The sequence below is a fragment of the Pseudomonas sp. VMV1 genome (assembly GCF_056790235.1).
In genome coordinates this window covers 107,929-125,977 of sequence record NZ_JBXGSE010000008.1, presented here as the reverse complement: position 1 = coordinate 125,977, position 18,049 = coordinate 107,929, and the positions used below count along the sequence as shown (strand labels likewise).

Here is an 18,049-nt window from a genome sequence, read left to right as displayed (position 1 = left end):
TATTAAACCACTGGTTAGATAAGGCGCTGCCCTTGCTTGCCAGGCAGCGCCTGGGCATCAGGGCTTGGCCACGTGCCAGACCTGGTTCACGCCATCACCGGTGGTATCGCCCGGCTTGCTGTCCTTGATCCAGGTATACAGCGGCTTACCCTGGTAGGCCCATTGCTGGCTGCCGTCGTCACGGGTCACCAGGCTGTAGCCATCGGCGGCCTTGGCCCCGGCCTCGGCTTTCAGCGGTGGCCAGTTCTGGGCGCAGGGGCCGTTACAGGCGGACTTGCCCGCGCTGTCCTTGGCGAAGGTGTAGAGCGTCATGCCCTGGCTGTCGACGAGCACCTTGCCCAGGGCGGTGTCGGCGATCTTGGTCGGCGCCGCGGCGAGGGCGAGTCCGGCGAAAGAGAGGGTTGCAACGGTAATCAGCAGGCGTTTCAGCATGGTCGACCTCTTGTCATTGTCATTAAGGCGAGCGTACCTACGGACGTGCACAGGCATCCGCATAGCCAGGGATGCCCTTCGCACTCTAGTCGAAATCCCGCTGGATGGGGCGAGCGCAGCGCTCCGCCATCCGCGACGGCCATCGCTCCGGCGGCGCGGCCCCCCGTGCTAACCTTGCCGCCGTTCAATTTGCAGCGGAGCCCGCCTGTCATGCACATCCACATCCTCGGTATCTGCGGCACCTTCATGGGATCGCTCGCGGTGCTGGCCAAGGAAGCCGGCCATCGCGTGACCGGCTCCGACGCCAACGTCTATCCGCCCATGAGCACCCAGCTGGAGGCCCAGGGCATCGAGCTGACCCAGGGCTACGATCCGGCGCAACTCGATCCGGCGCCGGACTTGGTGGTGATCGGCAACGCCCTGTCGCGCGGCAATCCGGCGGTGGAGTTCGTGCTGGACAAGGGGCTGCCCTATGTCTCCGGTCCTCAGTGGCTGGCCGAGCATGTGCTGCAGGGCCGCTGGGTGCTGGCAGTCGCCGGGACCCACGGCAAGACCACCACCACCAGCATGCTGGCCTGGGTGCTGGAACACGCCGGCATGAGTCCGGGCTTTCTCATCGGTGGGGTGCCGCAGAACTTCGGCATCTCCGCGCGCCTGGGCGGTACGCCCTTCTTCGTGGTGGAAGCCGACGAATACGACAGCGCCTTCTTCGACAAGAGATCCAAGTTCGTCCACTACCGGCCGCGGACCACCATCCTCAATAACCTGGAATACGATCACGCGGACATCTTCCCGGATCTGGCAGCCATCGAGCGGCAGTTCCACCACCTGGTGCGGACCATTCCCAGCAGCGGCCTGATCATCCACCCCACCGCCGAGACGGCGCTGGTGCGGGTGCTGCAGATGGGCTGCTGGACCCCGGTGCAGACCACCGGCGAAGGTGGCCAATGGCAGGCCCGCCTGCTGGCGGAGGACGGTTCGCGCTTCGAGGTGCTCTTCGACGGCGAGGTCCAGGGCACCGTGAACTGGGGGCTGACCGGCCAGCACAACGTGGCCAATGCCCTGGCCACCCTGGCGGCGGCTCGTCATGTCGGTGTGGTGCCGGGTATGGGCGTCGCCGCCCTGAGCGAATTCCGCAGTGTGAAGCGGCGTATGGAGAAGGTCGCCGAGGTGCGCGGGGTGACCGTCTACGACGACTTCGCCCACCATCCCACCGCCATCGCCACCACCCTGCAGGGGCTGCGCGCCCGGGTCGGCAGCGAGCGGATCATCGCCGTCATCGAGCCGCGCTCCAATTCCATGAAGCTGGGCGCCCACCGCGACGGTCTGCCAGACAGTGTCACCGGTGCCGACAGCGTGGTCTGGTACGCCCCGCCGAACCTGGGCTGGGACCTGGCCGGAACCGCCGCCGCCTGTCAGGTGCCTGCGGTGGTCTGCGATTCCCTGGAGGCCATCATCGCGCGGGTCCAGGCCGAGCTGGACGGACCCACCCATGTGGTGATCATGAGCAACGGTGGTTTCGGCGGCCTGCACGGCAAGCTGGCCGCGGCCCTGGAGCAGGCATGATGGCCGGTCCGGAACGCATCACCCTGGCGCTGACCGGCGCCTCCGGCTCCCAGTATGGCCTGCGTCTGCTCGACTGCCTGGTGCAGGAGGAGCGCGAAGTGCACTTCCTCATCTCCAAAGCCGCGCAGCTGGTGATGGCCACCGAGACCGACGTAGTGCTGCCGCCCAAGCCCCAGGCCATGCAGGCCTTTCTCACCGAATACACCGGCGCGGCGCCGGGCCAGGTGCGGGTGTTCGGCCAGAGCGACTGGATGGCGCCGCCGGCGTCCGGTTCCAGCGCCCCGGCGGCCATGGTGGTGTGTCCCTGTTCCACCGGTACCCTGTCGGCCATTGCCACCGGCGCCAGTAACAATCTCATCGAACGCGCCGCCGACGTCGCCCTCAAGGAGCGCCGGCAACTGATTCTGGTGCCGCGCGAGTCGCCGTTCTCCAGCATCCACCTGGAAAACATGCTCAAGCTGTCCAACCTGGGCGTGACCATCCTGCCGGCCTCGCCAGGCTTCTATCACCAGCCGCAGACCCTCGATGACCTGGTGGACTTCGTGGTGGCACGCATCCTCAACACCCTGGGCATCCCCCAGGACATGCTGCCGCGCTGGGGCGAGCATCACCTGTCCGGTAACGATGACTAGGTTCTGTACGAAAAGTCGCCGAGCGAAGGTCAGGCAAGGCAAAAATCAGCGAGGAAGCGGACCGGGCTCGCGCTCGAGTTTACGAATGGTAAATGAGCATTCCGAGCTGATTTTTAACGCAGCATCACCGAGCGCAGGCAGTTTTCTTACAGAACCTAAGGCCGTCGCGCGCCTCGGCTTGCTGCTGACGGCCGTCCTGGTCCTCGGCGGCTGCGCCACGGCGCGTACCCTGGACGCTGCCAAGCCCGGTGCGCCGGTGGTCTATGCCGGCACCCGGCTGGATCTCTATGCCCTGCAGGGCGGCTGCTGCGCCTTGGAGCGCTTCGGCGCCGAGGCCCCGGCCTGGCCGGTACTGGACCTGCCCGGCAGTGCCCTGCTCGATACCCTGTTGCTGCCGCTGTCGCTACCGGCAGCTATCGGCGGGCGGGGCAGCGTGCGGGGCGGGCTCTAGCAGGCTTGCAGCAACTCCCCGAGCTTGGCCATGGCCGCCTCGCTGCGCGCGTCCCAGGGATGACCGCAGTTGAGTCTGATGCAGTTTCGAAAGCCCTGCTGCGCGGAAAAGATCGGCCCGGGCGCCAGGCTGATGCCCTCGGCCAGCGCCTGGCGATACAGCGCCAGGCTGTCCACTCGAGAGGGCAATTCGAACCAGAGGAAGTAGCCGCCCCGGGGGCGGCTGACGTGGGTGTCGGCCGGAAAGTAGCGGCGCGCCGCGGCCAGCATGGCCTGGCGCTGCCGGTCGAGACTCAGTCGTAGACGACGCAGATGACGATCGTAGCCGCCGTGCTGCAGATAGTCCGCCAAGGCGGCCTGGGCCGGCATCGAGGGGGTGATGGTGGTCATCAGCCGCAGTCGCGCGACGGCTCCCGCCTGGCGGCCGGCCGCGATCCAGCCGATGCGATAGCCGGGGGCCAGGCACTTGGAAAAGGAGCCGCAGTGCAGTACCAGGCCATCGGTGTCGAAGCGCTTGACCGGGCGGTGCGGTTCGCTGCCGCTGTAGAGTTCGGCATAGACGTCGTCTTCCAGCAGCGGCACCTGGTGGCGTCGCAGCAGGCCATAGAGGCGCTGCTGGGCCTGGTCGTCGAGGCTGACCCCGGTGGGATTCTGCAGGCCGCTCATGAACCAGCAGGCCTTGATCGGCAGGCGGGCCAGGGCCTCCTCCAGGGCGTCGAGATTGAGGCCCTGCTCGGGGTCCACCGGGATTTCCACCGCCTTGAGTTGCAGTCGTTCCAGCACCTGCAGGCTGGCGTAGAAGGCCGGGCTTTCCACCGCGACCAGATCGCCGGGGCGGGTCAGGCTCTGCAGGCCCAGGTTGAGCGCCTCCAGGGCGCCGTGGGTGATCACCAGCTCTTCGCCGACCTCGGGCATGCCGGCCAGGCCATAGCGCCGGGCGATCTGGCGACGCAGCTCGGGATGACCGGGGGTCACATAGGCGGTGAGGTCATGGGCGGGCAGGTCGCGCAGGCCGTGGGCCATGCTGCGGGCCAGGCGCGCCAGGGGAAAGAGATCGGGGCTGGGAAAGGCCGAGCCGAAGGGCACGATGCCCGGATCCTGCAGGGACTGCAGCACCGAATACACCAGGTCGCTCACCGCTACCTCGGTGCCTTCCAGCGGGGCGAGCAGCGGCGCCGAGTCGCGTGACCGGGCGGGTTCGCGAACGAAATAGCCGGATCGCTCCCGCGCCTCGATCAAGCCACGGCTTTCCAGCAGGTAATAGGCCTGGAATACCGTGGAGGGGCTGATGCCGTGCGTCTGGCTGGCACTGCGCACCGAGGGCAGGCGATCGCCGGGAGCGAGGACGCCGGTGGTCATCAGGGTGGCGAGCTGGTCGGCGAATCTTTCGTAGCGCTTCATGCAGGGCCAGGGCAGGGGAGACCGTCACTATAGCGAGCACGGGCCCATCTGATCCGGTTTTTCATGTGTCTACCTGCTGCTGTAACGCTGGCGTCCGGAGGCCTAAGCTTTATCCATCCCTTTCTGGCATCTCCCGGAGGCAGCCATGGACGATGGTGTTTTCATGATTCTCTTCAGCCTGCTCGCACTCATCCTGCTCGGCGGCGGCTACTACGCCTGTGTGGTCCTGAACAAGGACCGCCGCGACGTGGAAAAGAACGATCAGCTGCGCTGATCGCCCACCTCGCAGACATCCACCCAGCGCGCCTCGCTGAGGGCGGCCAGCCGCTCGGGCGTGAGGCGCACGGCGCTGTGGATGGCGCCCGCGGCGGGTAGCACCTCGTCGAAAGCCTTGAGCGATTCGTCGCAGTAGACCGGCAGCGGCGTGGCCAGTCCAAAGGGGCAGACGCCGCCCACCGGATGCCCGGTAAGGCCTTCCACGGTGGCGGCATCGAGCAACTTGGCCTTGCCGCCGAAGGCGGCCTTGAGCTTGCGGTTGTCCAGCCGCGCATCACCTCGCGCGACCAGCAGCAGTTGCTGCTCCCCTACCTTCAGCCCCAGGGTCTTGGCGATGCGCCCGGGCTCCACGCCATGGGCGGCCGCCGCCAGGGTAACGGTCGCGGTACTGGTCGTGGCCTCGAGGATCTCGAGGTCGGGCGCGATGCGGGCGAGGTGCTGGCGGACGGAGTCGAGGCTCATGGGGCTTCCTGTGAGGGGAAAACCCGACTCTCGGCAATCCGCGCCACCCCCGTCAAGGCCGACTCAGCACTCCACGAAGGTCACGGCCAGACCGCCGCGAGAGGTTTCCTTGTACTTGTCGTGCATGTCAGCGCCGGTTTCCTTCATGGTGCGGATCACCTGGTCGAGGGAGATGAAGTGCTCGCCGTCGCCGCGCAGGGCCATCTGGGCAGCGTTGATCGCCTTGACCGCGGCGATGGCGTTGCGCTCGATGCAGGGCACCTGTACCAGGCCACCGACCGGGTCGCAGGTCAGCCCGAGGTTGTGCTCCAGACCGATCTCGGCGGCGTTTTCCAGCTGTGCGGGGCTGGCGCCCAGCACCTCGGCCAGACCGGCGGCAGCCATGGCGCAGGCCGAGCCGACCTCGCCCTGGCAACCCACCTCGGCACCGGAGATGGAGGCGTTCTTCTTGCACAGGATGCCGACCGCGGCGGCGGCGAGCATGAAGCGCACCACATCGTCGTCGCAGGCATCGGGATTGAATTTCATGTAGTACATCAGCACCGCCGGGATGATCCCGGCCGCGCCGTTGGTGGGCGCGGTGACCATGCGGCCGCCGGCAGCGTTTTCCTCGTTCACCGCCAGGGCGAAGAGGTTGACCCACTCCATGGCGGAGAGGGTCGAGCCGATGACGTTGGGCTTGCCGATGGCCTGCAAGCTCTGGTGCAGGCGGGCAGCGCGCCGGCGCACCTTGAGGCCGCCGGGCAGGATGCCTTCGTTGGCGAGACCGTTCTGGACGCATTCGCGCATCACGCCCCAGATGCGTAGCAGGCCGCTGCGGATCTCTTCCTCGGAGCGCCAGCTCTTCTCGTTGGCCAGCATCAGCTCGGCCACGCCCAGGCCGTGGCTGCGACAGAGGTGCAGCAGCTCGGCGCCGCTGGAGAATTCGTAGGGCAGCTCGGTGGTATCGCTGTCCAGCACGCCGCTGGCGGCCTGGGCGGCGTCCACCACGAAGCCGCCACCGATGGAGTAGTAGGTCGCTTCAGCCACTTCACCGGTGGTGCCAAAGGCGGTCAGGGTCATGGCATTGGGGTGGTAGGGCAGGCTTTCCTCCAGCAGCAGCATGTCTTCCTGCCAGTTGAAATGGACCGCCTGGCGGCCGGCCAGCAACAGGGTGCGCTCGTTGCGCAGGACCTCGATGCGCGGTTCGACGGCAGCGGGATCGACGCGATCCGGCCATTCGCCCATCAGCCCGATCAGGGTCGCCCGGTCGGTGCCATGGCCGATACCGGTGGCCGACAGCGAACCATAGAGGCGCACCTCGACCCGCTTGACCTGCTCCAGCAGACCTTCGTCGACCAGGCGCTGGGCGAAGAGGGCGCCCGCCCGCATCGGTCCCACGGTATGGGAGCTGGACGGACCCACGCCGATTTTGAACAGGTCGAAGACGCTGATGGCCATGTCGGTAATCCCTGATTGAGCTTGAATAGTTGCCAGACAAGGTGCCGGCGGATGGCTCATAGTGGTGATAAGCCTTCAACTCGCACAAACGAAAGCTTCTAAGCGATCCTTTAGCGGAACTCATCGATGAGCCGGATCCTCAATGCTCAAACCCAGGCCTGGTTGCAGGTGTTCGTCTGCGCCGCGCGCCATCTGTCCTTCACGCGCTGTGCCGAAGAGCTGCATGTGACGCCAGGCGCTATCAGCCAGCAGATGCGCCAGCTGGAGGAGCGCCTGGGCTTCAAGCTGTTCCATCGCGTCGCGCGTGGACTGGAGCTGACCGCCGAGGGCCAGCGTCTGGCGACCACCCTCAACCAGGCCTATGGGCTGATCGACGCCGAACTGCGGCGGCTCAATGCCGGCCAATTCGGCGGCGTGGTGCGGCTCAGGTCGATCCCCTCGTTCCTGGGCAAGTGGCTGACCCCGCGGCTACCGCGGTTGCAGGCACGCTTTCCCGATCTGCAACTGCGGCTGGTGGCCGAGGACAGCAGCTGGTCGCTGCGCGAGGGTGAATTCGACCTCGCCATCGATCTCAACGACGGCAGCTACCCGGGACTGGCCTCGACGCCGCTGATGGATGAAGAGATCTTCCCGGTATGCGCCCCTAGTCTGCTGGCGGGACGGCCACCGCTGGAGCGACCGGAGGACCTGGAGTTCTATCCGCTGCTGCACGACATCACCGCCTGGCGCGGCAGCTACGAATACGCCGAGTGGGAGTTCTATCTCGCCAGCATCGGCGCGCCGGCGCTGGATGTGCGGCGGGGCCATACCTTCAACCGCAACCACCTGACCATCGAGGCGGCCATCGCCGGCATGGGCGTGGCCATCGCCCGGCGCGCCCTGATCACCGACGAACTGGCCCGTGGCGTGCTGGTGGTGCCGTCCTTCGGCCGTTCGGTGCCGGCCCACAAGAGGTACATGCTGCTCTACGCCCAGGGTGCCCTGGCCGATCCCCGCCTGCGCGCCCTGCACGACTGGCTGGTGCAGGAGGTGGATCAGATGGCGCTGGCGCAGCCGGCGTAGGAGCGGTCCACGACCGCGATCGGATGCCCCCAGGCCTGGTAGCGAGGGCTAACAACATAAGCCTGAATGAGAGAGGGATCGCGGCCATGGGCCGCTCCTACAGGCTACCGTAGGTTGGGTTGAGCGCAGCGAAGCCCAACAGTGTTTGCCTCGGCACCGGCATGTTGGGCTTCGACGATGGAGCCTTCTCAGCCCAACCTACGGTCGATAGCAGCCAAGCCTCAACGCCCCAGTTTGCGCAACTCGTCCGACTCCACCACCCGTACGCCCTGGCTTTCTTCCAGGGCCAGGCGCCACAGGGCGCGGGCCAGGACAGCGGCTTCGATGCCGTGCCATTTGCCGGGTAGCCACTGTGAGAGCGGGGCGGCCAGGCGTTCGCCCAGGCGCTCTTCCGGGCGCTGGCCGATCAGCAGCGACGGCCGCGCCAGGGTCAGCTGCGTCCAGCCCTGGGCGCGCAGGGCTTCTTCCAGTTCGCCCTTGACCTTGTTGTAAAAGATCGAGGACTGCGAATCGGCGCCGATGGCGCTGACCACGATGTAGTGCCGCGCGCCCAGTTCCAGGGCGCGCTGACCGACCGCCAGGGGCAGGCCGTAATCCACGGCGCGAAAGGCCGCTTCGGAGCCGGCCTGCTTCATGGTGGTACCCAGGCAGCAGAAGGCCACATCCAGTGGGCCTTCCAGCGTCGGCAGCAGGCTGTTGAGGTCGCCCACCGGGTTGTCCAGTCGAACGTGCTCTGCCAGAGGACGACGAGTGGGTGCCAGCACCCGCGGTACCGTCGGCTCATTGAGGAGGCGGTCGAGCAGGTGTTCGCCGGTCAGGCCAGTGGCGCCGGCGATGAGGGCATGCTGAGGCGTCAGGTACACGGGGCTCTCCTTGTAGCGGCGACCGCTGATGTCAGGTTGGACCTCAGGCGTTCCGGTTGTTCGTCAACGTCCCAGGCAAAGGTGGCACTCAGCGACTCGCGCGCCAGGCGCGCCACTTCTGCAGCACGGCGGGTGGTGCCCAGAGCTGGGGTTCGGATGGGTCGAAGCCTTCGGTCTTCTCGCGCACGGCCACGGTGTCGCGGGCGCGCTGGAAAGCCTGCTCGGGATCGTCGGTGTGCTGGAAGGCCTCGGCGAACAGCGCGCGACCGAAATAGGTGAAATCGGCTTCGTCGGTGCAGCCGAAGGAGGTGCGATCAGCCTTGGAGGCGGTCATCACCAGGGTATGGTCGTCCTGCAACTGTGGGATGAAGCCGCCGCTGTAGCAGCTGGAGACGATGACCAGCTTGTCGCGCCCGCGCAGTGGCGCGAGCAGCCGGCCCAGTTCCGCCGCCGGCAGGCTAGAGAGGTCCAGGCCCGGCTGGTCGAGCACCAGTTGATGGTCGGCCGAGCCATGGCTGGTCAGGTAGATGAGGATCAGGTCTTCGGGACCGGTGCGCTGGGCCAGGGCCTGCAGGCTCTGGTAGAGGTTCTCGCGGGTGGCCAGCGGATGGTCGCTGCGGATGTCCTTGGCGTTGATCAGGTGGACGACATCGCGGGCGCCCCAGGTGGTGGTGAGGAAGTTGGCCACGTAGTTGGCTTCACGCTGGAACACGCCCTGACCGCCGTCGCCAGCCAGGACCAGGCCATAGAGCTCGGTAGCGGGAGTGGAGGCCGGGATCTGCTGCAGCTCCTGGTCGAGCACCTTGCCCTGGTCGAGCAGGCCGCGCTCCAGGGGATCGGCGATGTATTGCCCCTGGTCGTCGCGGATGCGCTTGCCGCCTTCCCAGAGACCCCGTTCGAGCTGGCCGTCGGCCCGGGTCAGCACGCCCATGCCGGCATAGACGCCATCGGCGAAGTTGCCGCGGTAGACACTGGCGTCGCTGTTGGTGAGCACGCCCTGACCGTCGAATTTCCAGTTGCGGAAGGCGCCGCGGTACTGGCTGCCATCGCTGCCGACGAATTCGCCGTTGCCGGTCAGCTCACCCGCGCTGAAGCGACCGCGCCAGAGGTCGCCCCCGGCGCTGCGATAGACGCCGGCACCCTCGAACTGGTCGTCGACGAATTCGCCGTCATAGCGATCGCCGCCTGGCTCCTGCCACTGGCCAACCCCATTGAGGTGGCCGTCGTTGAAGGTGCCGATGGTCTGGGTCCCGTCGCTGTCCAGCTTGGAGCCCTGGCCCTGCATGCGGCCATTGACGAAGCTGCCGTGGTATTCCCAGCCGCTGCTGCTGATCAAATTGCCCTGGCCGTGATAGAGGCCGCGGCGAAAGGTCCCCTGGTAATAGGTACCGTCGGCGAACTGCTGTTCGCCCGGACCCTCGGCCAGGCCATCCTTGAAGCGTCCCTTGAGCCAGTTGCCGTTGGGCCACTCGATGCGACCGCTACCGTTGAGCAGACCGCTGACGATCTCGCCGGTATAGACCCCGCCATCGGGCAACCTCACGCTGCTCGCGTTGGGCGCCGCCTGGGCGACGCAGGTCGCCAGCAGCAGCGCGGCGAGGGCGAGACGGTTCAGGAGGGTGCTCATAGGTGGGGTCGGCGGGCGCCCTAGCGCGCCTCGAGCCGGACCAGATGACGCTCCAGCGTCGCGGAGTAGGGTTCCAGGAGACGCTCCACGCAGCTGGCCCCGGCGGGGCTGGCGATGGTGCGGATGCGGGCACGCTTACGCAGCAGCTCGTCCTCGGCGATGCTCTGCTCGACCAGCAGCAGGTTGCGACTGTGGCGGCTCAGTGACTGGGCATTGCGTACGGTGGTGTTGTCGAGCAATTGGGCAAGCTCCAGGCCAGCGAGGCGTTCGCCCTGCGTCAGACCCAGCTGCAGCTGCAGGGTTGCACCGCTGCCGACCACTTCCACCTGCAGCGCATGACCCAGGGCGCGCATGATCTCGCCACAGCAGAGGGCGCGAGTCAGGTAGTCGTCGTCGTCGCTGCGCTCGTGGAAGAGGATCAGGCTGCCGCCGTCCTTGAGGGTATGCAGTTCGCCGTCATAGAGCTCGGTGGCCTGCTGCAGGCAGTCGCGATAACGCTCCAGCAACTGCTCGAGGCGACTGCGCGGCAGGCGGCTGAGCTGGTCCTGGGCGCCCAGCTGGATGGCCAGCACCGCGGAGGTGACGATATCGGGCTCGGTGGGCACTACCGGGGCTGGCGTAGGTGGTGGCTCGGTGAAGGAGTCCGGCACCAGCTCGGCGAAGGCGTCGGCATCCAGCTCGCTGTCGACCTCGGCGTTGGCCGCCGCCGGTTTGCGTACAGCCGGCTTGGCGGCGGCCTTGCGCGCGGGTGGTGGCTTGATGCTCAGGCCACCCTGCTCGTCGGCGAAGGGATCGTCGTCCTCGGTCACTTCCGCCTTGGGCGGTTTAGGCGGCTTGGGCGGCACCAGACGGCTCTGCAGCTGACGGGCCAGATCGCCCAGTTCGTCGAGCCGTCCCGCGCCCGGCGCCGGGTCATCGGGGTCGCGCAGCCAGACGCGCAGCTCCAGCAGCGGAGTCGACAGCTGGCGCCCGAGCCGCAGGCTGAGGATCAGGGTCAGGCCCAGCAGGATCAGTCCGAGCAGCCCCATGTTCTGCAGGCTGATCATCATCGGCTGCTGGAACTGGTCCATGTCCAGCGCCAGGCGCACCTGGCCGGCGGTAACGTCCTGGAAACGGATCGGCGTGCTGTAGATGCCATCGGTGGCGGTCAGCAGGCCCTGGCTCGGCCGGGTGCCGGACTCGGCCAGCACTCGGTTGTCGGGGCTGTAGACCGCGGCATGGGCGACCAGCGGATTACGCGCCAGGTTGCTCAGCAGCACATTGAGGCTGAGGTTGTCGTTGGCCACCAGCAACTCGGCGGCGGAGTTGGCCGTCTGGGTCACCAGGCTCTGGCCGACGGCGTCGGCCTGCTGCTGCATGGCATGGCGGAACTGCATGCTCATGATGCCGGCATAGATCACCAGGGCGGCGGCCACCAGCAACAGGCTGTGGGAAACGATGCGCAAGGCCACCGGCACACGACGCTGGCGCAGGGCTCGGTAGATCAGCAGGAAGAAATTATCGGGCTTGACGGTCGCGGGGCGGGTCACAGAAATCGTTTCTTTGGACAAAAAATGTTCGGCCAGTATAACCAGCGCGCCAGGGGCGCGAAAATGACGAATGCAGGGCTTCGCCCGCAAAAGAGGCCGGCGGTGGGCTCTCGCCGCCAGCCGGTGCCCATGGCTCGGCACCGCTGGAGCGAAAGGGTAGACTGCGCGCTTTTCCGCGAGGGTATCGCCATGCAAGACGTTATCGGACTCCAGGCCGTGGGCACGCTGCCCGCCGATTGGTTGGCTGCCCTCACCGGCGCCCTGGCCGCGGCCGGTGCCCGGCTGGAATCGCTGCAGCAGCAAGGCCTGGACAACGGTGCCGCGGTGACCCTGCTGGTCAGCCCGGCCAGTGCCGGCGCCGCGCTGGTCCAGGCGCTGCAGGCGCTGGATCTGCAGGTGGCGCCCCTGGCACAGCCCGCGCCGGACACCGGCGAAGCCCATGTCCTGACGCTGATGGGCCGCAGCCTGGCCGATCTGCCGCTGACCCGGCTGGCCGCGCTGTGCCGGGAGCAGGGCTTGAACATCCACGCCATCCGCGCCCTGAGCGAGCCGGGCGCGACCGAACGCGCCGCCCTGGAACTGCGCGTCGTCGGCGAACCGCATGAGGCCCAAGCCCTGCGCGCCGGGCTGCTGGCGCTGGCCCAGGAAGGCCAGGCCGACATCGGCTGGCAACCCGACGACCTGCAGCGCCAGCACAGACGTCTGGCCGTGTTCGACATGGACAGCACCCTGATCCAGGCCGAGGTCATCGACGAGCTGGCCAAGGCCGCCGGTATCGGCGAGCGGGTGGCGGCCATCACCGAGCGGGCCATGCGCGGCGAGATCGACTTCCGTGCCAGCTTCACCGAGCGCATGGCCCTGCTGCAGGGTCTGTCGGAAGAGGTGCTGGCAGACATCGGTGCCGGCCTGCGCCTGACCGAGGGCGCCGAGCGCCTGTTCGCCGAACTGAAGCGGTTGGGCTACAAGACTGCCATCCTCTCCGGCGGCTTCACCTATTTCGCCCGCCAGGTGCAGGCCCGGCTGGGGATCGACTACGTCTATGCCAACGAACTGGAAATCGTCGATGGCAAGCTGACTGGCCGCGCCGTCGAACCCATCGTCGATGCCCAGCGCAAGGCCGATCTGCTACGGGAGCTGGCCAGCCGGGAAGGCCTGGAGCTGGAGCAGACCATCGCCGTGGGCGACGGCGCCAACGACCTGCCGATGCTGGCCCTGGCCGGCCTAGGCGTGGCCTTTCGCGCCAAGCCGCTGGTGCGCCAGTCCGCGCGCCAGTCCATCAGTGTGTTGGGGCTGGATGGCGTGCTCTATCTGCTGGGCGTGGAGGATCGTCTTACCCAGGGCTGAGTCTCCCAGCGCGGCCATCGCGGTCCGCCGGTGCGGCTGCTCCTACGGGTGTTCGATGTAAACGTAGGAGCGGCCCATGGCCGCGATGCACCTAGTTCAATCAGGATCGCCGCTACTCGGCCTGGAACTCGTAGTCCATCGCCTGGCTGGGTTCCTGCAGGTAATAGCCCTGGATGAAGTGCACCCCGACCTGCCACAGCTGGGCCAGCACGCTGGCGCTCTCGACGAAAGGCGCGATGGTCTGGATATTCTGGGCGCTGAGGTCGGCGACCATGGCCTTGAGGCGCTCCTGATGGTCCGGTTGCCCCAGGTCCTTGATCAGCTTGCCCGACAGCTTGACGTAGTCGGGCACCAGAAAACGCAATGCGGCGAGTGGCTGATCGCCGCTGGCGAAACCGCTGAGGGTGATCGGATGGCCCTGGCGGCGTAGCCGCTGCGCCATGGCCAGGGCCTGCTCCGGCTGGGCCAGCAGGTCTTCTTCGCTCACCTGGAAGATCACCGCCTCCGCGTCCAGCTGCTGCGCTTCCAGTGTCTTGCTCAGCCAGGGCAGTAATTCCAGGTCGCCCAGGGTGGCGCCCGAGAGGTGCACGAAGATGCGGGTGCCATGGCCACGGGCACGGTGCTCGCCAAGCTGGCGCACCGCCTGGTGGATCACCCAGCGATCGATCTGGCCGCTCAGGCCACTGTCACGCGCGGTCCGGGCGAATTCGGCTGGAGAGACTTCCTCGCCCTGGGGGTTGATCAGTCGCAGGAGGGCCTCGTAATACTCATGGCTGCTGCCGCGCAGGCCGATCACCGGCTGGAACAGCAGGCGGAAGCCGTTCTGCTGCAGCGCCTGCTTGACCATGGCCACCAGATTGCCGCGATTGGCTGCGGCGGCCAGCTCTTCCTGCGGATCGTAGCGCTTGCAGGCGTTGCCGCCGCGCTGGGCGACCTGGCGGGCAGAGCGGTGGGCGCGGTCCACCAGGTCGCCCGCGCTCTTGGCATGGGTGTCCAGGCCGACCACGCCGATGGAGTAGCTGATGGCCAGGTTACGCCCAGCCAGGGCCAGGGGCTTCCGTTCCTGGCGACCGAGCAGGCGCTCGAAGGTGGTGTCCAGGCTGGCATCGGCCGCCTGCGGCAGCAGGGCGGTAAAGGCGTCGTCGGCGAAGCGCGAGAGGGTGACCAGGGTGCCGAAGTGCTCGCGCAGGCGCTCCGCCAGGGCGACCAGCAATTCGTCCATGGCGTCTATGCCGAGCTCGGCCAGCAGCGTCGGATAGCGGTCGATGCTCAGGTAGGCGAAGCTGGCCGGCGCTCCCAGTCGGGCGCGCTCCAGCGCATCTTCCAGCAGGTCGAGCATGCGGCTGCGATTGAGCAGGCCGGTCAGGGTGTCCTGGAAGCGCACCTCGCGCAGCTGCTCCTCGAGGGCCTCGGCCGCGGGGGCCACGCGCGCTTCCCGCAGGTGCAGCTGCACGCAGGGTTCGTCGAGATAGATGGCCGGCGTCAGACGCAGGCGCAAGTCGATGGTACTGCCGTCATGGCGGACGCCCTGGCAGTCCAGTTCCAGCGGGCTGGGATCGTCACGCAGCTGGCGGAAGGCGTCGCGCAGCGCCGGCTGGTCCGCCGCGGCGATCAGGTCCATCAGCGGGGTAATTTCCAGATCGTCTGCGGACGGATAGCCCAGGAGCTCTACATAGGCCAGGTTGACGTGGATGTGCAGGCCGTCATGGACATAGGCGACCGCGTCCACCGCGTTGGCCAGCAGCAGCTGGCAGCGCTGTTCGGCTTCGGCCAGGGCCTGTTCCAGGCGTCGGCGCTCATGACGATCGGCCAGATTGCCCAGTTCGCGCAGGCTGGCCAGCAGCAGGTGCTCGTCGTTGTCACTGGCAATGGCATCCTGTGCCCCCTGGCGCAGGGCGGTCAGCACTGCCTCTGAATCACCCGGGGCCACCCGCTGGATGATCGCGAGGTGCGGCACCTGGTGACGCAGCCGTTGGAGCACGGCGTGGCTGTCGAGCTCGGGGGACGGTGGGGCGAGGATGGCAAGGTCCCAGGACTGGGACAGGAGTTCGTCGAGACCGGCGGGATCGGCAAGGCGCTGGGCCCGCGCTGCCCGTCCGGCATTGCGGAACAGGCTGACCAGGCGTTCCGCCTCGTTCTGCGATGCTTCGAGCAGCAACAGGCGGATCGCGCTGTGTTCGGCAGCCATGGTCTACTCGCGCCCTGGCGATAACGATAATCCCTGGAAGCTACAGAGACTTCCACAACGAGTCAAAGTCTTCTTCCTGGCGCATGCCGCCGCCAGAGCTACCGCCATTGGCCTGGGCGTTGCTCTGCTCCAGCAGGTGGTATTCGAAGACGCTGAAGCTGACGGTCATGCTGCGGCGCCGGTCGAGCATGCCGCGCTGCTCGTTGCCCTGCTGATTGATCTGCACCTTGCTGCCTTCCTGGAAGGGCAGGCGCGGCGCGATCAAGGTCGGCGCCTGGTCGATGGCCTTGATCTCGGGCAGCAGCAGCGCCCGCAGGTACTGGCTGTTCTGCTCGGCCTTGCGCAACAGTTGCAGCCCGCAGGGGCGTGCGGTAGGCGCCAGCAGTTCGACACCCATATGGGTACCACTGCCCGGCACCTGGCGTACCCAGCGCACCACTGCCGGGCCCCAGTTGTGATCGTCGGGCAGGCGCACGCCAAGTAGCTCGCCCGCCTGCAGCTGCTCGGGTACTTCGCCGCTCCAACTCAGGCAGTAGCCGCCCGGACTGTGGTTGACCACCTGCACCCCATGGATCGGAAAGGCCGGGCTGGCCGTCTCGCCTTCGCCCGGCAGGACGTCGTAGTGGATTTCTTCCAGGTTCTCGGCATCCCAGTCCAGGGCGTCCGGTGCGCGGGGGGCGGCATCGAAGGCCTGCGACCAGACGTCTTCCTTGGGCTTGGGTGCGAAGGTTTCCGGCGCCGCCACGGTGGACAGCCGCAGGGTGTCGGCGAACACCTGCCCGCCAGCGAGCTGGTAGTGCAGGGCGCTCATGCCAATGCAGACCTGCACCTGGCCCTGGCCGGGCATGCGTTGGAAGGCGCGATCCGCCTCCTGGCCCCAGGCGCCCACCAGGTGTTGCAGCAGGTCCAGGGACAGATCGCCGTGCACCGGCAGGCGGGCGCGCGGCCGTTGTTCCGGGGCCAGGGCGAGGTAGTCTTCGATGGCCTGGACCAGTTGTTGCGGCGCCAGGCCCAATAGGCCGCTGAGATTGGCTTCGCGCAGCAGCGAGCGATAGCGCGGCGGGGCGTCGATCTGTGGCGCCACCACCATCAGGGTGCCGTTCTGCTCGGGGGCCTGCAGGCGGACCAGATTGGCCCAGTCGTCCAGGTGAAGCGTCAACTGGGCGATGTGGCTCTGGCGCAGCTGGTTGCAGCGCGCCGCGCCGAACAGCAGGGCGGCGCAATAGGCCTGGGTGATGGTCTGGCTGCCATCGCCGGGCAGCAGCTCATCGCGAACCTTCTGATTGTGCAGGCCGGTGGTCACGGCCAGCCGATAGAGCTGATGCAGCTCCAGCCAGAGGTTGTCGTGGACCGGCGTATAGAGCTGCGCGGCGCGGATCAGCGGCCCGAGCAGCGCCCGCAGGGCACGTTGGATGGCCATGGCGAGCAGGGCGCTGCGTTCGCCACGCTCGCTTTCCTCGACCACGATCAGCTTGTAGCCGGCAGCCAGCAGGTTCTGCAGCGCCTGGCAGAGATTGGCCACTTTGCGCGAGCGTTCGTCGAGCACGATGGCCTGGTTCAGCACATGGCGCTCGAGCAGCTGGCAGACCCGCTGTACGTCCGGACGCAAGGCCTCGAGCAGGCGCAGGCGGGCCTCTGGCGTCAGGATCAGCCGGTTGAGTTCGAGCAGGCCCTGATAGAGCAGGCGGGCGAACTCGCCCAGCTTGGCCCGTGGTAACTGTTCCAGCCAGCGCTTGAGGCCGGCCGGCGTGGCGTCACAGAACGTCAGGCTGCGCTGATCGGGCGTGGGTACCCGCAACATGAGCTGTGGCCTCTTGCTATCCATTCGCCGCACGCACTCCTGTTTCGATGGGCAATAAACCGCGCATCTAGGCGAGAGGCCCTGGCTCGGAAACGGTGGTCAAGGGGGCGGGCGTGGTCGGAACCCCCAGCAGTTGACCCATGTTGACGGTAGACAGCGCGCCGAGTTCAGCGGACCAATTCACCGCCTCCGGACCGAACAGCACGATGGCGGTGGAGCCCAGTTTGAAGCGACCCAACTCGTCGCCCGTGCGCAGGGTGATGGGTGCACGAGCCGCTTCGTCGTAGGCGAAACGCTTGAGTTCACGCTTGGGCGGGGTGACCAGGCCGGCCCAGACCGTCTCGATGCTGGCGACGATCATGGCGCCGACCAGGATGACCGCCATGGGGCCCACGGCGGTGTCGAAGATGCAGACCACCCGCTCGTTGCGCGCGAACAGCTCGGGCACGTTCTCGGCGGTGAGCTGATTGACCGAGAAGATGCGTCCGGGCACATAGACCATCTCCTTCAGGGTGCCGGTGAGCGGCATGTGCACCCGGTGGTAGTCCTTGGGCGACAGATAGATGGTGGCGAAATGGCCGCCCATGAAGGGCGCGGCGCGCAGGCCGTCGCCGCCTAGCAGCTCCAGCAGGCTGTAGCTGTGACCCTTGGCCTGGAAGATGCGGCCATGCTCGATGCGACCGAGCTGGCTGATGGCGCCGTCGCTGGGGCTGACCACCACGCCGGGCTCGGCTGGCAGCGGGCGGGCACCGGGCTTGAGGGCACGGGTGAAGAAGGCGTTGAAGTTCTCGTAGGCGGTCGGGTCTTCCACCTGCGCCTGGCGCATGTCCACGTCGTAGTGACGGACGAACCAGCGGGTCAGCAGGTTCTTGAACCAGGGCGCGCGGCACTCGGCGAAACCGCCGACCACCCGCGACAGCAGGTGGTGCGGCAGCAGGTGTTGGGCCAGGATGAACAGTCGGTCTTGCAGTTTCAT

The 18,049-nt window shown here is 67.3% G+C and carries 16 protein-coding genes; 6 read left to right on the top strand and 10 right to left on the bottom strand.

The genetic code is table 11. The annotated features are described in order from the left end of the window. Positions 1 to 57: 57 nt before the first annotated feature. Positions 58 to 432: a COG4315 family predicted lipoprotein gene (locus ACUCV0_RS20775; RefSeq protein WP_271653235.1), complete on the bottom strand. Its 375-nt coding sequence runs from the start codon at positions 430 to 432 to the stop codon at positions 58 to 60. A 210-nt stretch (positions 433 to 642) separates the two neighbouring features. On the opposite strand from ACUCV0_RS20775, the gene mpl reads away from it, so the two are divergent. The 3 genes from mpl (at position 643) to ACUCV0_RS20760 (ending at position 3,081) form a co-directional block, all read left to right on the top strand. Beyond that, positions 643 to 1,998: a UDP-N-acetylmuramate:L-alanyl-gamma-D-glutamyl-meso-diaminopimelate ligase gene (gene mpl / locus ACUCV0_RS20770; RefSeq protein WP_482213567.1), complete on the top strand. Its 1,356-nt coding sequence runs from the start codon at positions 643 to 645 to the stop codon at positions 1,996 to 1,998. After that, positions 1,998 to 2,630, top strand: coding sequence for a flavin prenyltransferase UbiX (gene ubiX, locus ACUCV0_RS20765; RefSeq protein WP_007161189.1), 633 nt, complete (start codon positions 1,998 to 2,000; stop codon positions 2,628 to 2,630). Before mpl ends, ubiX begins: the two co-directional genes overlap by 1 nt. Before the next feature lie 178 nt (positions 2,631 to 2,808). Next, positions 2,809 to 3,081 (top strand): YceK/YidQ family lipoprotein, encoded by a 273-nt coding sequence (locus tag ACUCV0_RS20760; RefSeq protein ID WP_482213566.1) that lies wholly within the window; start codon positions 2,809 to 2,811, stop codon positions 3,079 to 3,081. On the opposite strand, the gene ACUCV0_RS20755 is transcribed toward ACUCV0_RS20760, so the two are convergent. Beyond that, on the bottom strand, positions 3,078 to 4,481 hold the full coding sequence (locus ACUCV0_RS20755; protein ID WP_482213565.1) for an aminotransferase-like domain-containing protein: 1,404 nt from the start codon (positions 4,479 to 4,481) through the stop codon (positions 3,078 to 3,080). The two genes, ACUCV0_RS20760 and ACUCV0_RS20755, sit on opposite strands and share 4 nt — an antisense overlap. A gap of 145 nt (positions 4,482 to 4,626) precedes the next feature. Here ACUCV0_RS20755 and ACUCV0_RS20750 point away from each other — a divergent pair, with 145 nt between their 5' ends. Continuing rightward, complete coding sequence (locus tag ACUCV0_RS20750) at positions 4,627 to 4,755, top strand: hypothetical protein (RefSeq protein ID WP_257721101.1); 129 nt, start codon at positions 4,627 to 4,629, stop codon at positions 4,753 to 4,755. On the opposite strand, the gene ACUCV0_RS20745 is transcribed toward ACUCV0_RS20750, so the two are convergent. After that, the gene (locus tag ACUCV0_RS20745) at positions 4,743 to 5,219 is read right to left on the bottom strand and encodes a YbaK/EbsC family protein (RefSeq protein WP_323149219.1); all 477 of its coding nucleotides are present in this window, start codon (positions 5,217 to 5,219) and stop codon (positions 4,743 to 4,745) included. The genes ACUCV0_RS20750 and ACUCV0_RS20745 overlap by 13 nt on opposite strands. A gap of 63 nt (positions 5,220 to 5,282) precedes the next feature. Continuing rightward, entirely contained in the window at positions 5,283 to 6,659 is a 1,377-nt protein-coding gene (locus ACUCV0_RS20740; protein ID WP_313649824.1) for an L-serine ammonia-lyase, read from the bottom strand. Positions 6,660 to 6,785: 126 nt separating this feature from the next. Here ACUCV0_RS20740 and ACUCV0_RS20735 point away from each other — a divergent pair, with 126 nt between their 5' ends. Further along, positions 6,786 to 7,721, top strand: a complete 936-nt coding sequence (locus ACUCV0_RS20735) for a LysR substrate-binding domain-containing protein (RefSeq protein ID WP_323149217.1) — start codon at positions 6,786 to 6,788, stop codon at positions 7,719 to 7,721. Positions 7,722 to 7,942: 221 nt separating this feature from the next. On the opposite strand, the gene ACUCV0_RS20730 is transcribed toward ACUCV0_RS20735, so the two are convergent. The 3 genes from ACUCV0_RS20730 to ACUCV0_RS20720 form a co-directional block, all read right to left on the bottom strand. After that, the gene (locus ACUCV0_RS20730; RefSeq protein WP_059316416.1) at positions 7,943 to 8,584 is read right to left on the bottom strand and encodes an oxidoreductase; all 642 of its coding nucleotides are present in this window, start codon (positions 8,582 to 8,584) and stop codon (positions 7,943 to 7,945) included. A gap of 88 nt (positions 8,585 to 8,672) precedes the next feature. Next, complete coding sequence (locus ACUCV0_RS20725; RefSeq protein ID WP_271653229.1) at positions 8,673 to 10,211, bottom strand: C13 family peptidase; 1,539 nt, start codon at positions 10,209 to 10,211, stop codon at positions 8,673 to 8,675. A gap of 20 nt (positions 10,212 to 10,231) precedes the next feature. Next, positions 10,232 to 11,740: an AhpA/YtjB family protein gene (locus ACUCV0_RS20720; protein ID WP_482213564.1), complete on the bottom strand. Its 1,509-nt coding sequence runs from the start codon at positions 11,738 to 11,740 to the stop codon at positions 10,232 to 10,234. A gap of 189 nt (positions 11,741 to 11,929) precedes the next feature. Between ACUCV0_RS20720 and serB the strand changes: the two genes are divergently transcribed. Continuing rightward, positions 11,930 to 13,084: a phosphoserine phosphatase SerB gene (gene serB, locus ACUCV0_RS20715; RefSeq protein WP_059316413.1), complete on the top strand. Its 1,155-nt coding sequence runs from the start codon at positions 11,930 to 11,932 to the stop codon at positions 13,082 to 13,084. Between the two features lie 112 nt (positions 13,085 to 13,196). On the opposite strand, the gene ACUCV0_RS20710 is transcribed toward serB, so the two are convergent. The 3 genes from ACUCV0_RS20710 to asd are packed head-to-tail and all read right to left on the bottom strand — an operon-like array spanning position 13,197 to position 18,049. Continuing rightward, positions 13,197 to 15,272 carry an EAL domain-containing protein gene (locus tag ACUCV0_RS20710; RefSeq protein WP_482213563.1) on the bottom strand — a complete coding sequence of 692 codons (2,076 nt, stop codon included), beginning with the start codon at positions 15,270 to 15,272 and terminating at the stop codon, positions 13,197 to 13,199. Positions 15,273 to 15,312: 40 nt separating this feature from the next. Beyond that, positions 15,313 to 17,097: a molecular chaperone gene (locus ACUCV0_RS20705; RefSeq protein WP_482213562.1), complete on the bottom strand. Its 1,785-nt coding sequence runs from the start codon at positions 17,095 to 17,097 to the stop codon at positions 15,313 to 15,315. A 43-nt stretch (positions 17,098 to 17,140) separates the two neighbouring features. After that, positions 17,141 to 18,049: an archaetidylserine decarboxylase gene (gene asd, locus ACUCV0_RS20700; protein ID WP_313649620.1), complete on the bottom strand. Its 909-nt coding sequence runs from the start codon at positions 18,047 to 18,049 to the stop codon at positions 17,141 to 17,143.

Bases quoted from the DNA above. Each gene is read 5' to 3' on its own strand.
- ACUCV0_RS20775 (WP_271653235.1), bottom strand. From the start codon at position 432: ATGCTGAAACGCCTGCTGATTACCGTTGCAACCCTCTCTTTCGCCGGA.
- mpl (WP_482213567.1), top strand. From the start codon at position 643: ATGCACATCCACATCCTCGGTATCTGCGGCACCTTCATGGGATCGCTC.
- ubiX (WP_007161189.1), top strand. From the start codon at position 1,998: ATGGCCGGTCCGGAACGCATCACCCTGGCGCTGACCGGCGCCTCCGGC.
- ACUCV0_RS20755 (WP_482213565.1), bottom strand. From the start codon at position 4,481: ATGAAGCGCTACGAAAGATTCGCCGACCAGCTCGCCACCCTGATGACC.
- ACUCV0_RS20750 (WP_257721101.1), top strand. From the start codon at position 4,627: ATGGACGATGGTGTTTTCATGATTCTCTTCAGCCTGCTCGCACTCATC.
- ACUCV0_RS20745 (WP_323149219.1), bottom strand. From the start codon at position 5,219: ATGAGCCTCGACTCCGTCCGCCAGCACCTCGCCCGCATCGCGCCCGAC.
- ACUCV0_RS20740 (WP_313649824.1), bottom strand. From the start codon at position 6,659: ATGGCCATCAGCGTCTTCGACCTGTTCAAAATCGGCGTGGGTCCGTCC.
- ACUCV0_RS20735 (WP_323149217.1), top strand. From the start codon at position 6,786: ATGAGCCGGATCCTCAATGCTCAAACCCAGGCCTGGTTGCAGGTGTTC.
- ACUCV0_RS20725 (WP_271653229.1), bottom strand. From the start codon at position 10,211: ATGAGCACCCTCCTGAACCGTCTCGCCCTCGCCGCGCTGCTGCTGGCG.
- serB (WP_059316413.1), top strand. From the start codon at position 11,930: ATGCAAGACGTTATCGGACTCCAGGCCGTGGGCACGCTGCCCGCCGAT.
- ACUCV0_RS20710 (WP_482213563.1), bottom strand. From the start codon at position 15,272: ATGGCTGCCGAACACAGCGCGATCCGCCTGTTGCTGCTCGAAGCATCG.
- ACUCV0_RS20705 (WP_482213562.1), bottom strand. From the start codon at position 17,097: ATGGATAGCAAGAGGCCACAGCTCATGTTGCGGGTACCCACGCCCGAT.
- asd (WP_313649620.1), bottom strand. From the start codon at position 18,049: ATGAAACTGCAAGACCGACTGTTCATCCTGGCCCAACACCTGCTGCCG.